Here is a 13,886-nt window from a genome sequence, read left to right on the forward strand (position 1 = left end):
GTCCGCATGTGCGGGTGTGGAAGGGGGCACCGCTGCATACGATGCGCAGCCGTCTGCGGCAGGTACGGTTGGGTTGTGATCTCACTTAGCCAACCGCCGGATGGCAGCGAGTACGCAGCCTTGATCTTCGACTGGGACGGCACGCTTGTCGATTCCAGAGTCGTGTGCTTCGAGGCGCTGGCGCGGGCGATGGCGGATGCGGGGGTGACCCTCGACCCGTCCTGGTACTGGCCGCGGCAGGCCGTCGCCTCCCCAGACTTGCTGAAGGTGTGGGAATCGGAGTTTGGTGCGTTGCCGCAGCCCACTGGTGAGATCATCGATCGATGCCGTATCTACGTCCAAGCGGCGGCGCATCAACTGAAGGTTGTCGACCACGTCGTCGATATTGCCCGAGCCGCCCATGCTCGAGGACAACGACTGGCAATTGGATCGAATGCCTCCACTGACACGGTGGCAGCCGGACTCCAGGGCACGGGATTGAGGACGTTGTTCGACGTAGTAGTTACGTGGAGCGATGTGCCTCCGGGGCGCGGCAAACCGGCGCCGGACATCTTCTTGTTGGCGGCCTCTAAGCTTGGCGTCGCTCCCGGCCGATGCCTGGTATATGAGGATGCAGAGATAGGCATTGAGGCCGCTGTCGCTGCAGGTATGAGCGCCTATGACGTGAACACCTCGGAACTTCACACAATCGGTAATCGACCTGCCGCCTAAGGGCAAAGTTGCCTGCCATCCAGTCGGCAGTCAAGTGGGAAGTAGGCCTGTTCGCTGAGCGAGTGCGCGGACGTGGGGGCGAGCTCTCGCTTTGTCTCTGAAGATCATCTCGCGCAAGAGTTCCCGCACCACAGTCGAATCTCGGACTTCCTCCGTAGAGGTCTCCTCGGCGTCTAGGAGCATCAGCGCTGCGGCCTCGTCCTCGCGTCGCTGCACATATCCGCGGGCGGTAATGATCAATGCTGCGGTGCGGCGCTCAACGCTCGGTATGTTGGAGATGTCAAGCCTGGAGGAATACTCGACGGCTGCGTCAACGCGACCGAGTTCTGTGCTGATGGCAAGCCCATGGATATCGACGTTACCTCGACCAAAGGCGGTCCAGGAATCATAGTGAGTGCCGAGCGCACGTGCAGCTTCGTCCGCGACCCTGTGGAATGCCCAGGCCCGACCGTCGTCGTCTGACTGAGCCGCGCTGATCGCTGCGGCGAGGTGCAGCATCCCGTAGTCAGCCAACAGGCTTATATCGGAATTCGTCTGGTCTATTCGCGGTTTGAGTTGGTCGGCGGCGGCTAGACACAGTCGGGTTGCCTCATCCTGCTGGCCTGCCCGGCGGTAGGAAGCAGATAGCGCCCAGGCACCGAGCGCGATGAGGTGAGGATCATCGGCTTCACGCGCGGTACTCATCGCCCTGTCGGCAGCGATCCAGGCCAAGTCTCCGTTCGGGACGTGGTGCAGCCACTGGCGAGCTATCTGGTAGGTGCCAGCTAGGTTGCGCGCGGCGGCCCGACGATCAGACCCCGCCTCGTAAGCCACTGTCGCGTCGGCAATCAAACCTGGGAGCACTCCGGCAAGAGCACTGTGCGCCGTGGGCGAGCAGTGCCACACATTCCACGCAGCTCCCACCCGTTCGCTGACGTCGACCAGATCGGTAGCTGAGCCCGCGAACGTTCCGGGTACTGCAGCGCGCATGATCGCCTCACGCACGGCTGCTACCGATCCTCCCGCTGATTGAGTCCCCGGGACGAGGTTGTCCACAGGGCGGCCAATCAAGTCCTCAATCGTGCAATAGACCACTTGCGCGATCCGCAGTAGGTCGGTCAAGCGCTCAGCATGCCTTCGCCCCTGCTCAATGGCCGAGATCCACTGCACGGATTTGCCGATCCTCGAGGCAAGCTCCTGCTGAGTCACTCCCACGGCTCGACGGTGTGCGGCGATGTTGGCGCCGATCCCGCGAATCAGGCTCAGGTCACTGTCCATGCAATCACACTCCTGGCTGACACCCTACGGACACTGCTACCGCCGTGGTAGTTCCACAGCGCTTTCGCCTTCTAGCGTGAGGGTGGCATCGGTGGATCTCTTAGCCGGTGCCGCAAAGGCAGCATGGAGTTCTGTGAGCCGGAGGCAATACCAGCCTGTGACCTTCGCGGCTTGGTCAAACACGCCACCGCCTCGACAATTCGTACTCGATTCCGCTGGAGAATCTCATGACCTCACCTCATGTGGTGCGTGCTCACGGCGCGACGACAGCTGCATTAAGCGGCAGGCAACTCGGCAGCGTGACGTTGTTGTTCGTGATGCTCTCGGCGGACGCAGTACTCACGGTCGTCGCCGGACTGATCCCGGTGGGCTACGCCTCGACAGGGATCGCCACGTTGCCGTTGGCATTGGTGCTCGTCGGGTTGTGCTGGTGCCGACGTGACGTGCCACGGACTCGACGCCGGGAGCCGAGCGGTGAGTGCCCAGGTGGCTACTGACCCGGAACTGGCGGACGTGACCAACCGGCTGGCGCCCGCCCATCGGGCCTCCGATGGCCCGGCCTGTGGTAGTGCCGCCTGCGCGGACCCGACGTGCGCGCGGTGGCTTCCACGCCTGCCTGCACTCTACGCCGTTCGGGCGTGCGTATCGGTTTTCAGCTCCTGGTTCGAGGCGTGGACGACCCGCCTGGATGGCACCGCTCTCGGCCTCCGGGCTAACGACCCGGGTCCGGTGGCGTGATGGGCGCGCCGCAGGGCTGGGTGCAGCTGACCACTTCAGGCGGGGTGGCGCTTGTGGTGGTGTTGGTGTCCTGGCTGTGGCTGGCGTGGCGCCGTGAGCGGTGGCTCGTGGACCACGACCCGCTCACCGACCTTCTCGGGCTGCGGGGTTGGCGCAAGGCCCTGGCTCGGGCCCGCCGCCGACCGCTGCGGCGCTGGGCTCGGGTGGAGTGCGACATCGACGCGTTCAAACAGGTCAACGACACCCACGGACACGAGGCTGGAGATCGGGTGCTCTGCGGGGTTGCCGTCGTCCTTCGCGAGGTGTGCGGGCCATGGTGCGCCCGATCGGGCGGGGATGAGTTCGCGGCCCTTCTACCCGTTCCCCATGACGTTACCGATCCGGCGGCGTGGGCAGCCCGCATCGGCGCGGTACTGCGGGCACGGCTGCACGTGGCCGGGCAGGGCTGGATCGGTGGGCAGGCGGTGACCGTGTCCGTCGGCGTCGTGCTGACCAACGCGGCCGACCTCGCCGCGTCCCGGCGTGCCGCAGAGCTGGCCATGTATTCCAACAAACGCCGCCGCTACCAGCACCCCGCAGGCGGGCAACAGGACGGCGACCTCCCCGCCGCCGCCTGACGTACCCGTTCACCTCCAACCGCGGTCGCGGATTCGGCAGCGGTGGACATTCCCTGTGAAGAAAGGAGCCACGGTGCCCAGACACAGCCGAGACGATGAGGACCTCCCGGCGCTTGAGCTCGACGCCATGGGCCAGGACCAACGAACCGGCCTGGGGCGCCTTGTCGGCATCGCCGTACACCCGGGCGGTGACCGCCCAGTCTTCGATGACTGGCTGCCGGTCGGCCGATCCACGCTCGTCGCCGTCGGTAGGGGATGGATCGTGCACGTCCCCCTCGTCGAGGGCGTGCGTCCGATGGGGTGGCTGTGGGCCGGTGACGCGCTGACCTCCCGGCTCCCCGTGTACGGCGGTGGGCACTTCGATCTCGAGGTGGGCCAGCGCTATGCGCTCGACTACGACGGCCAACGGTGCGCACTGCGCCTGATCGAGCCCTCGCCACGGGAGGTCCGGTGACGGCCGGGCGGGTGTTCGGCCCGTCGGACGCGGCGGTCGTCGAATGGCTGCCGGGACGGGGGAGTGTGGTCCTGGCCGCCGAAGGGCACATCGGCGGTGAGCAACGCGTCGGCCGCCGGCTGGCCGATGGCGCGGTGGCATGGTGGAGCCCGTTTCGCGACCAGCGCGCGGCGTTGGGTGCGGTGCTGGGACAGCGGCGCCTGCCGGGAGTGCTGGCGGCGGCGGTCACCGGACCCGCCGACGCCATCGGGTCGGCGGAGGCACTGGGGTTGGCGTTGGCCGTTGCCGAGCACCTGGCAGCCGAACGCGACATCGACTTCAACGGCGGATGGGCCCGGGCGGTGGTGACGTGCCCGGCCCCACCAATCGACCTGCAGCCCGCCGGATACCTGCTGTTGCCGCACCTGATCAGCGTCGACCCGGCCACACCGTCCGGCGCCTTGGACAGGGTGATGTGGGAGGTCCTCGAACCCGCCGTCGTCGAAGTCGTGCACGGCGAACGCCTCCCGCCGCCGTGTCTGCGGGAGTTGATCCACCACAACCTCGGAACCCTCCTGGCGCTACGCACCCGGGCCCGGACCGGGCACCTCCCCGACAGCCCCCTCGGCCGGTTGATCGGCGAGTTGTCGTCCGACGGGCCGATGTCTGGCCACATCCTCTACCGCAACGCCCACCGCCTCGCCCCGTTGCTGGGAACTCACACCTACAGCTCGGAGACGCAATGAACGCGGCCCCTCGGCCTCCTTTCCCGCTGTCCCGGACAGCGGTACCAGCGGTGAATACGGCGACTGCGGCTGTACCGAACGAGGGGCTGGTCGGGTTGCATCCAGAGAGCCGCCGGTGGGTCGTGCGTGCCCGACTGCGGGCGGCTCGCCTCGTGGCCGGGCTGACCCACGACGACGTGGCGGCCGCGCTGCGGCACTCAGCGAGGCACAACGCGCCGGCCGCATCTTCGACGAGCTACGCGACCTGTCGGCACCCCTCGCTGGCTTTCTCCCCCTTGCAAGCTGCGCCCGCCCACCACTTCCTCGCCTGATCGGAGCAGCACCATGTATAGCCCCCACGATGCCTCACCGGCAGGCCGCGTACCCGTCAACGGCTCGGCGCCGACAGCCCGTGGAACCGGTGCTTCGGGCTGGCGGGGCGGGGTGGCCCTCGCCGCCTGCGTGGCCATCGTCCTGGCCGCGACCGCAGGACTGGTGGTCGGCACAGGAACCGCGCCGCCCGCGGTCCCGGTCCTGCCGGCTCCGGCCCTGGACAGTCCGTGGGCGCAGGCCGGCGTGACCGGCATGACTCTCACCAATGATCCGTCGGGAGTGCGGCTTCGGGTGGTCGAAGCCGAGCCCATGGCCGACGAGGTCCAGGTCGAGCGCACCCTGCGCCAGCTCGCCAAGATCGCCTGGCGGCGACACCCCGCCCCGATGCCCACGCTCGCCATCGAGGCCACCAGCACCGAACCGGCCCGCACCTTCACCGTCACCTTCACCGCCACGGACCTCGTCCACCGCTTCGGACCCCGACCCGACGGCCTCGACACGGGCAAGCCCCGCCCACCGCTGACCCGCCTCGAGGTGCCGCCGGCCGGACGGGCGAACATCACCGCCGCTGAGGCGCAGCAGGTCCTCGACGAACTTCTCGGCATCACCGCCGCCACTCCACCCGGAAACCCCCACCAGGCAGGCAACCCGCAACTGATCACCCACGACTGCCTCGGAAACCCCACCGGCGGCGTGAGCACCACAACGTCCACCAAGATCGTCCTGGACCAGGGGGTTCAGGCCGAAGCCGCGCTCCCGGCCATCAACAACCTGTGGACGGAGCGCGGCCTGCACGTCCTTGACGACCTGGACCACGGCCAGCCCTCCACCCAGGCCAGGGTGCCCGCTCCCGGCGGCGGGATCCTCGGAGGGATCTCCGTGCACGCCACAGTCAACTGGCTGACGGTGCAGGTCACCACCTCATGTCTGTGACTTCGGCTCAACCTGGTCCGGGTGCGGCGTACGGGCAGGTAGCCAGACGACCCCGCCGCCCCAAGACGGGGCTGGCATCCTCGGCGACCAAGGAGACCTGACGTGAACGAGATCGACGCGGCGCCCACCGGAGTAGTGATGGGGGTCATCGACACGGCTGGTGTTGACGATCTCTGTGGAGGAAGGCGCATTGTCAGTGTTCAGCTGTTGGACGACACGGGCGCGGCGGCGCCCGCGCAGTGGATGACACCAGGGCAGAGCTACACGCTGCGCTTCGACGGCACCGGATGGGCCGTCACCGGGGGACGGTTCGGAAGGTCCGCGGTGTACAGGCTGGTTCGCGGTGGCCGGTACGTCACCACCCTGCCCACCTTCCACGGCGATGAACCCCTAGACCCCGACCACCAGTACCTGCTGGTGTCGATCGTCGCCGAGGAGCCGACCTGGCAGCTTCGGCGTGGCCCGCTCCTCGCCGAGTTCAACTCGAACTGTGGGTTGATCCCCGGTCCCGGCTCGGATCCCGTCGAAGGCGCAGGAGTTTCGGAACGCCCATGAGCAGCCGGGTCAGCCGTACTCAAGCAGGGTCGGGCAACCTGCTCGGAGTGCGCCACGGTGTTCACCGTGGCCGACCAGGTGCACGCGTACTGAAGACACGCTAGACGACAGGTTCCAGGCTCGCCAGCAGCCCGTCACGGTCCCGAGCGATCGCGGGTAGCGATGCCGCCAAGCCCGCGTCGAACTCCTCTCTGCTTTGCGCACGTTGCAAAGGTCCACGCGATGGGTGGTCGTAGTCGAACTGCTTCAAGAGGGCCGAGGCGAACGCGTACACCTCATACAGCCAGTCAATCTGGATGATCGTTTCCAAGGCGTCGTCATCGTCGCCCAGAGCCATGAGCTCATCCGCCATCCGCTGGACGACCTCGATCCCCGCGGCCGGATCACGCGCATCCCAACACGATCGTCGAAGAACATCGCGCATGCGCGACGCCAACAGCGATGCGCTCGATCGGCCACGAGGCGGGTTCATCGACACAGGATAAGAGCTGCACCCCCATCGCCATGATCGAAAAGTGCGCTCACTTCTCACAGGCCGTGATCATTCACCGATCTCCGCGCTGGCAACCAAACCTACGTACATCCGGTACCGCAGCTCGCCGACACGATCAAGGTTTGGTCGCCTGAGTGGGTGCGGTGCTTCGCTTCCCGTCAGATCTCAATTCGCCGTAGCCACCACGGATGCCAGGGAAACGCGAACGGGTCGTTGACAGTTCGGCGTAGGACGAGTGTGTCGATCGGCTCAAGTGCTGTGCGTAGTTCACGCCGTGCTTTGGGGCGCAGGTTCCGCAGGGCCTGTTCGAGGAGGCTGCGGATGTGCCCGGTGGGGACGTCGGAGTATCCGTAGCGCCAGTCCTCGGCGTTGCGAGGTCGCCGGGCGCGTAGCGACCAGCGTAGGAAGGCTAGGGCGATGTCCCCGTAGGGGAGTCCGTGCTGACGCTCGAAGTCACGTATCTGCAGGTTGGCCGATTGCGACAAGCCTTTGATGACTGTGCGTGTGTGGTGCCGGGTTTCGCGCTGGCGCAGCTGTGACCGGATGTCGCCTGGTGCTCGGCGAGGCATTGAACTTCCATGCATGTGCTGCTCGGATGTGTGTTGAAACCCTAGTGCGCCTTGGGGTGGACGGCCAGCCCGATCGCGGTACAACTTCCACCGGCAGCACCTCACTGGTCCAACACAGCAGCCAGCCAGCTCCTCGGCCTGCCCCGCGACGATCGCGCTGGCCCGGCAGTAGACGCAGTCGCCGAGGATCAGCAGCAGCCCCGTTCCCCCGACGGTCGGTATCTCTCGGGCGAGGGGTCGCTGACGGCGGTGTTCGGCGGGGCCGAGACTACTTACTGAAGGCTTCTGAGCATTCGTGTCGGGCTGTCAACGGTCAATCCGGCCACCAGGACCAGGAGGGAGAGCACGATGCCGGCCAGGGTCGGAAACTCCTCACTCGGCCGGGAGATGTGCGGGGACAGGAGGCTGGCCGCCGCGACTAGGAGTCCGAGCGACGCAGACACCCATGGCCAGGCGCGTCCGAGCTTGATGGCCCGGGCTAGGGGCATGGGCCGGATCTCGCCGCCGACGAGAGCGGCCCTGCCGACCCGCACGGTGGCGATCACGCCTGCGGAGGTGATCATTCCGCACAGTCCGGCGATCAGGAGCACCGTCATGACCACGGTCTGGCGTTCCGGGGGTGTGGTGGTCAATCGCCAGCTCGCGACGAGGGCCAGTGAGGCGAAAACGACCAGCATGACGAGGCCCACGACGGTGAACGCGGTGAGGCGGCGGCGGATGTCGAGTGCCTCGTTCGGCGGGTGGGCCATCATGCCTGCCTGAGGTGCCAGCCGGTGGCGTCACCGACGGAGTGGCTGCTGTAGGTCATGTCTGCGGTGGCGGACTTCGGCCGCCTGGGTGCGAGGAACGTCTTGTTGAAGAGGCGTTGGGTGAGGTTCATGTCTCGGGCGACTTGGCTTTCTTGGGGTGATGAGGGCGCCGATCGGCGGTGGGTCAGCGGTCGGACTCCGTCGGTCGCTGTCGACGGCGTGTGAACGCCACTCCCACGGCTGTCAGGGCGGCGAGCAGGCTGACGCCCAGCACTCCGAAGATCGTCAGGTAGGTTCCGGACGAGGGGCCGAGGTCGTCAGCTGGGTCGGTGGTCGGAGTGGGTTCGGTCGCAGCGGTCTGACTGACGGGCATCTTCGAGGTGAGCGGGTTCGCGTCGATGGTCATGGGGGTTTCCGTCAGGGCACGGTAGGGGTTGACGGCGCCGAAGCCGTACTGGTCGTCCCTGCCGGGTTTGCCTTTGTCGTCGGCGGAGTTGATGAGCCGGTGGATGACGTTGTTGGCGTCGAGCTGGGGGTACTTCGACCAGATGAGGGCTGCGGTGGCTGAGACGAGTGCGGTGGCGTCGGAGGTGCCGTCGGCCATGGCGTAGCGGTTGCCGTTTCTGGCGGAGGTGATGTCGACGGCTGGTGCGGCCAGGACGGTTTCGGGTCCATGGTTGGAGGTGGTCCAGTGTGCGCCGGTCTTGTCGAGGCCGCTGACGGCGATGACGCCCGGGTACTTCGCTGGGGCTCCGATGTTGGTGGAGCTCTCGTTGCCGGTGCCGGCCACGATGATCGCGCCCTTGGCTAGGGCGTACTCGGTGGCTTCTCGGACGCTGGACAGGTCTGCCGATGTCCGGGACACGTTGATGATCTTCGCCCCGTGGTCGACTGCCCAGCGGATGCCGGAACCGATGTCCCCGCCGGTGGCGCCGGTGGTGATCCTGACGGGAAGGATCTTCGCCTTCGGGGCCAGTCCGAGCACGCCGCTGCCGTTGTCGTGGCCGTGGCCGGCGATGTCAGAGGCCATGGCGGTGCCGTGCCCGTGGGTGTCGGTGCGTCCGTCACCTGCGGCGCCGGTGAGATCGGTGCCCGCAAGTACGTTGCCGGTGAGGTCCGGGTGGGTGGCGTCGACTCCTGAGTCGATGACCGCGACGGTGACGCCGTCGCCTTGGCTGATGCCGTGTACTTCAGCGACACGGAGGGCCGATAGGTGCCACTGCTTGTCCCGGACGTTGTCGGCCCAGGCCGGGCCCGGGTTCGACAGGATGAAGGCGATCACGCAGCCGGCGACGACACCCCGGGGCCACTGCAGGTGGCGGTCAGTCACGGGCGGGTCCGGGCGCGAGTTTCACGCCTGACATTGTCGACCACTGCGTCAGTTCGGTGTCGGTGAGCCCATCTCGCCAGTCCCGACCAGTCTCGTCCGGCTTCTCGTCGGGCGAGTCATCGTCGATGTACTCCAACACGTCGTCCGTCGGTTCGGGGCCGGCGTGGCTGGTCACGCCAAGGAGGTCGAACGGCTGCTGTTCGTCGTCACCGTCGAACAGCCGCTCGGATTCCTCCCAGAGACGGGCCTCGGGGGAGTTGTCGTCGCTGGCTCGGCGGCGCCCGCCCAGAACGGCCGGTGCGGCGTGGTTGTCCACCGCCAGCCAGTCTCCGACCGCGCGGCTCGCACGACGGCGGCTCTGCGAGTCACCTGCGCCTTGTCCGGAGCCGGGAACACCTGGCATTCCCGGCCCGCCGGGACCGGGCCTCCCCGAACCCGCACCGGGGATCGGCTGAGCCCCGGCTCCTGGCCCACGGCCAGCTCCGAATCCAGATGACCCGGCCGAATCTGTGGGCGAGAGACCGCCGACCGCTGGCCCGCCGGATCCGGGGAGCGGGCCGACGCTGAAACCGCCGAAGCCCGAGGAGCCACCGCCGCTAACAGTCCCTCCGAAACCGCCAGGACCCCCACCGCTGGCAAGACCAGAACCACTCCCTTCGACCGGTGAGGGTTCCGGTGTCCCGGGAGGCCGTTCATTCGGAGGCTCCACCCGCAGTGGTGTTCCCTGCTCACCAGAACCTGAACCCGACGGTCCCTGCCCCGGACCTGCGGCGGGAGAAAGCGGCGCTGGCTGGCCGGGCGCTCCGCCCGGATCGGTACCGGTCCAGTCCGGGTGTGCCCCGTCGTCGACGGCTCTTTCGTTGCCGTACTTTTCCGCGCCGAACTGCGGATTCTGGATGCGGGTGTGACTGGTCTGGTAGTCACCGTCGAGAGCGGTGATGATGCCCTGGGCCGCGGCGGCCTTGGCCTCGGTGGTGCTGGGGTCATTCTCGATGGCAGCGAGCTTGGACTGGGCCTCGGTGAGCGCCGCAGCGGCGCTGGTGACCATCCCGTGGTTGTGCTGATAGGTCCCGGCCTCGCGTTCGAGACTGGACGCATGGGTGCGCAGCGCCGCGACGATCGCCGCGCCTGTGGCGTCGGGCCAGCTGTGGGCCAGTTCGTCGGCTTCACGGCGCACGGTCGCGGCGCGTTCGTGCAGGGCGCGTGACACGGTGAGCCAGGCGTCGGCGTTGTTGCGCAACTGCTGGGGGTCATCCGCTCGGATCATCTTTGCCAGCTGGGCGAACAAGGCGCGGCTGTCCAGGCTAGGGCCGTTGTCCTCGGCCATCACCACACCTCGCCGGAGCGCTCGACGGAGTCGGCCGCCGCGATGTCGGTACCCCCGGTGGTTCGCATGGCGGTCGTGGCTTTGCTGATGAGGCTGGTGAATTCGGTGTCGAGGGCTTGGACGACGATGTGGGCGTCCTTGATGCCGCTCCCGCAACGGCGAGCGAGCTCCAACGCGGAAGCTAGTCCGGAACTCGCGGCGAACTGGCGGGCTTCGGAGTCGAACTGGCGCTGTTTGCGGCCTGTGCGTTCGTCGACGACGCGCGAGCCCGCGACAACCGAGTCCAGGCCACCCAACCGTCCCAGTAGCGCTGCGACCGCCACTGGATCGAGGTTGACTCCACCGTTGGTCCCCGTCATCCGGTGTCCCTCCCCTTGGGCCAACCGGGCACCCGTCGATGGGTTACGGCGGCAGCGCCCACTGTAGGGGGATGGGGCAAGTCGGGCAACACACAGTCCGGTGTCGGATAGCCCCCACCGGGCGGGTTGCGGACCTTCGTCCGTTCCGGCAGGCTTGCTTCACGCGAGGATTGGCCGCTACCGGGGGATGGTCGAGCGTGCGAGACAGGGAAGATTCCAGCGGCCAGGCCAGCCAGACCGCTGTTGACCCCGCCGCACTGCGGCAGCTAGGCGGCGAGGTGTCCGGTGCCGCCGCCGCAGTGGGCAACGCGCACTCAAAGGCCCACAACCGCCTCGCCCCGGCCGGGCAAGCCACAGGCTCTGAAGCACTCGACGCGGCCCGCACAGCCGCGACACGCTGGTACACGACTCTCGCCACGACCTCCTCACGGCTGGCGACGGCCGCGACGAACCTGACAGCGGCAGCCAACGCATATGAGCAGGCCGACACCCAGGCCGCAGACCGAAACCGGCAGCTGCACCAACTCCTCGACCCCGACACCGGCAGGCCACCGCGGTGAGCGAGCTGACGATTCCGCAACTCCTGGCACTCAACCCCGATGAGCTACATCTGCTACCCACCGGCTGGTCGGCCATCGCCGGGGCGTTGACCAGCGCTTCCGGCGACGCCGATCGAGCCAACCGGCGGCTCCCGCAGGCCTGGACCCGAGGCCCGGCGGCAGCCGCCGCCAGTGGCGCCCTGCACGCCCTAGGCGATGACCTCGAAGCGGCCGAGAACGCGACCCGCCAGATAGGCCTGGCGCTGGACGCCTACGCCCACGGCATGACCACCTTGCGCCGTCGCGCGTTGCAGGTCATCGGCGACGCTGAGGACGCCGGCTACGGCATTGACCGCGCAACCGGCACGATCACCCCGCCGGAGAACGGCCCCGGGAACATGGGCCGCCCAAGCATGTCCGCCCGCACCCTGCTGCAACACCTCGCCGACATCACCACCCAGGCCCGCAGCCTCGACGCCAACACCGCCGCGAGGATCACAGCCAACACCCCCGGCCCCGACGGAGCCATCCCGCAACGCACCGGCCGCGGACTGGTCGACAGATCCACGGTCGAAGCCCAGCGTGGCCGCGACCCCAAAGCGGTGCACGCCTGGTGGGAAGGCCTCAGCCCGGAGGAACGCGGCTACGCCATCACCGCCTACCCCGAACTCATCGGATGGCTCGACGGAGTACCCGTACGAGATCGGGACCAGGCCAACCGCATCGCCCTGGAGGACCAGCGCACCACGCTGGCCGCCCAACTCGAGGCGGCCAAAGCCCGCATGGCGCTGATCCACGCCGCCAAACGCGACGGCACACTCGACACCCTCTACCCGACGGCGTACGACACGACCTGGACCTCGGGACGTGAACTCAGTGACCTTCAGGGGCAGATCTACAAGCTCGAACCCACACTCGCCGCACTCGACAAGATCGACCGCAGGATCAACGGCGACGGCGAGCCACCCGCGTTCCTCCTCGGACTGGACACCGCCCATGACGGCCGGGCCATCGTCGCCATCGGCGACCCTGACACCGCCGCACACACCGCCACACTGGTTCCTGGCGTCGGCACCACGCTGACCAGCATCGGCGGCCAGATGGACCGGGCCACCCAACTGCAAGGGGCCGCCGCGAAGTTCGCCGAAGGCACAGGGAGCGTCGCCGTGGTGGCCTGGATCGGCTACGACGCACCCGAATGGGACGGCTCCGCCGCCGGATCCGACCGGGCCAAACAGGGCGGGGCCGCCCTCGACCAGTTCGTCGGCGGGCTGCGCGCCACCCACGAGGGGCCGCCGACCCACTTCACCGCCGTGGGACACAGCTACGGTTCCACCGTGATCGGCCAAGCGACCCAGGTCGGACACCTCGCCGTCGACGACATCGTCACGGCGGGAAGCCCCGGCATGGACGTCAACTCCGCCCGAGACCTGCACATCGACCCACGACACGTCTACGCCGGAGCCGCCAGCGACGACCTGGTCACGGTGGCCGGCCCCCTGGCCCACAACACGGCCCCATCCGACGAGATGTTCGGCGCCAACCGATACCACGTCGACACCAGCGGACACAGCGGATACTGGGCCCCAGACAGCCAAAGCCTCAGGAACCAGGGCGCGATCATCGGCGGCCAACCCGGCAAGGCCAACCTCGTAGGGGAAGCCACACCATGACCAAGAACATGCGGCGCGCGATGGCAACACTCATCGTGCTCGCGCTCAGCGCCGGCTGCGGCAGCAGCGACAAGGAGAAGCCGTTGCAGACCCGAAGCAAAGACGACACCAGCAGGCAGGTGGAGACCTACTTCCGCGACCTGACTGCGCTCGTCACCGGAGACCCCGACGCGCCCAGCAAGAAATTCGGGCTCGGACCGGCACCCTGCGAAGGCGCCAACGGCGAGACCGCCAAGGACGACCGCTACTACATCCTGGGCACCTACAGCCTTCGACTACCCGCCGCCCAACACAAGACCGCGCTGGACAAACTGCGCGAAGACTGGCGCAACAAGAACTACGAAACCACCGAGGACCTTCACCAGGTCAAAGACGGCACATGGTCCATCACAGTCCGCAACCCCACTGACGGATTCAAGATCAACGCCGATGAACCCAACGGCGAGAACATCGGATTCATGATCACGTCACCCTGCTATCAAGCACCGGCAAGTTAAGCGGAGCATCCCGCAGCCGCCGACCGGCCAAACGAAGTCGCCCCCGAC

At 67.6% G+C, this 13,886-nt stretch carries 15 protein-coding genes; 9 read left to right on the plus strand and 6 right to left on the minus strand.

Annotation, left to right across the window (positions count from 1 at the left end; genetic code table 11):
• The first annotated feature begins 75 nt into the window (after window positions 1-75).
• Window positions 76-711 (plus strand): HAD family phosphatase, encoded by a 636-nt coding sequence (locus AB0M43_RS37465; protein ID WP_363732130.1) that lies wholly within the window; start codon window positions 76-78, stop codon window positions 709-711.
• Window positions 712-741: 30 nt separating this feature from the next.
• Here AB0M43_RS37465 and AB0M43_RS37470 read toward each other — a convergent pair whose 3' ends face one another.
• On the minus strand, window positions 742-1,968 hold the full coding sequence (locus AB0M43_RS37470) for a helix-turn-helix transcriptional regulator (RefSeq protein ID WP_363732131.1): 1,227 nt from the start codon (window positions 1,966-1,968) through the stop codon (window positions 742-744).
• A 737-nt stretch (window positions 1,969-2,705) separates the two neighbouring features.
• Here AB0M43_RS37470 and AB0M43_RS37475 point away from each other — a divergent pair.
• The 5 genes from AB0M43_RS37475 (at window position 2,706) to AB0M43_RS37495 (ending at window position 6,302) form a co-directional block, all read left to right on the plus strand.
• On the plus strand, window positions 2,706-3,323 hold the full coding sequence (locus AB0M43_RS37475; RefSeq protein ID WP_363732134.1) for a GGDEF domain-containing protein: 618 nt from the start codon (window positions 2,706-2,708) through the stop codon (window positions 3,321-3,323).
• Between the two features lie 73 nt (window positions 3,324-3,396).
• On the plus strand, window positions 3,397-3,777 hold the full coding sequence (locus tag AB0M43_RS37480; protein WP_363732136.1) for a hypothetical protein: 381 nt from the start codon (window positions 3,397-3,399) through the stop codon (window positions 3,775-3,777).
• Window positions 3,774-4,502 carry a hypothetical protein gene (locus AB0M43_RS37485; RefSeq protein ID WP_363732138.1) on the plus strand — a complete coding sequence of 243 codons (729 nt, stop codon included), beginning with the start codon at window positions 3,774-3,776 and terminating at the stop codon, window positions 4,500-4,502. The genes AB0M43_RS37480 and AB0M43_RS37485 overlap by 4 nt, the downstream gene beginning before the upstream one ends.
• A 324-nt stretch (window positions 4,503-4,826) precedes the next feature.
• Window positions 4,827-5,747 (plus strand): hypothetical protein, encoded by a 921-nt coding sequence (locus tag AB0M43_RS37490; RefSeq protein WP_363732140.1) that lies wholly within the window; start codon window positions 4,827-4,829, stop codon window positions 5,745-5,747.
• Window positions 5,748-5,849: 102 nt separating this feature from the next.
• On the plus strand, window positions 5,850-6,302 hold the full coding sequence (locus AB0M43_RS37495) for a hypothetical protein (protein WP_363732142.1): 453 nt from the start codon (window positions 5,850-5,852) through the stop codon (window positions 6,300-6,302).
• 100 nt (window positions 6,303-6,402) lie between these two features.
• Here the strand turns inward: AB0M43_RS37495 and AB0M43_RS37500 are convergent, their stop codons facing one another.
• The 5 genes from AB0M43_RS37500 to AB0M43_RS37520 all read right to left on the minus strand — a co-directional run bounded on the left by AB0M43_RS37500 (window position 6,403) and on the right by AB0M43_RS37520 (window position 11,129).
• Window positions 6,403-6,774, minus strand: coding sequence for a hypothetical protein (locus AB0M43_RS37500; RefSeq protein WP_363732145.1), 372 nt, complete (start codon window positions 6,772-6,774; stop codon window positions 6,403-6,405).
• Window positions 6,775-7,636: 862 nt separating this feature from the next.
• The gene (locus AB0M43_RS37505; protein WP_363732146.1) at window positions 7,637-8,116 is read right to left on the minus strand and encodes a hypothetical protein; all 480 of its coding nucleotides are present in this window, start codon (window positions 8,114-8,116) and stop codon (window positions 7,637-7,639) included.
• Window positions 8,117-8,297: 181 nt separating this feature from the next.
• The gene (gene mycP / locus AB0M43_RS37510) at window positions 8,298-9,443 is read right to left on the minus strand and encodes a type VII secretion-associated serine protease mycosin (protein ID WP_363732148.1); all 1,146 of its coding nucleotides are present in this window, start codon (window positions 9,441-9,443) and stop codon (window positions 8,298-8,300) included.
• Window positions 9,436-10,770 carry a hypothetical protein gene (locus AB0M43_RS37515; protein ID WP_363732150.1) on the minus strand — a complete coding sequence of 445 codons (1,335 nt, stop codon included), beginning with the start codon at window positions 10,768-10,770 and terminating at the stop codon, window positions 9,436-9,438. The genes mycP and AB0M43_RS37515 overlap by 8 nt, the downstream gene beginning before the upstream one ends.
• Complete coding sequence (locus AB0M43_RS37520; protein ID WP_363732152.1) at window positions 10,770-11,129, minus strand: hypothetical protein; 360 nt, start codon at window positions 11,127-11,129, stop codon at window positions 10,770-10,772. The genes AB0M43_RS37515 and AB0M43_RS37520 overlap by 1 nt, the downstream gene beginning before the upstream one ends.
• A 71-nt stretch (window positions 11,130-11,200) precedes the next feature.
• Here AB0M43_RS37520 and AB0M43_RS37525 point away from each other — a divergent pair, with 71 nt between their 5' ends.
• Genes AB0M43_RS37525 through AB0M43_RS37535 form a run of 3 tightly spaced genes read left to right on the plus strand, consistent with a single transcriptional unit; the run spans window position 11,201 to window position 13,838 of the window.
• Complete coding sequence (locus AB0M43_RS37525) at window positions 11,201-11,689, plus strand: WXG100 family type VII secretion target (RefSeq protein WP_363732153.1); 489 nt, start codon at window positions 11,201-11,203, stop codon at window positions 11,687-11,689.
• Window positions 11,686-13,341, plus strand: coding sequence for an alpha/beta hydrolase (locus tag AB0M43_RS37530; RefSeq protein ID WP_363732156.1), 1,656 nt, complete (start codon window positions 11,686-11,688; stop codon window positions 13,339-13,341). Before AB0M43_RS37525 ends, AB0M43_RS37530 begins: the two co-directional genes overlap by 4 nt.
• Entirely contained in the window at window positions 13,338-13,838 is a 501-nt protein-coding gene (locus AB0M43_RS37535) for a hypothetical protein (RefSeq protein WP_363732157.1), read from the plus strand. Before AB0M43_RS37530 ends, AB0M43_RS37535 begins: the two co-directional genes overlap by 4 nt.
• Window positions 13,839-13,886: the final 48 nt, after the last annotated feature.

It is taken from the genome of Longispora sp. NPDC051575 (assembly GCF_040681875.1).
Taxonomy (GTDB): Bacteria; Actinomycetota; Actinomycetes; order Mycobacteriales; family Micromonosporaceae; genus Longispora.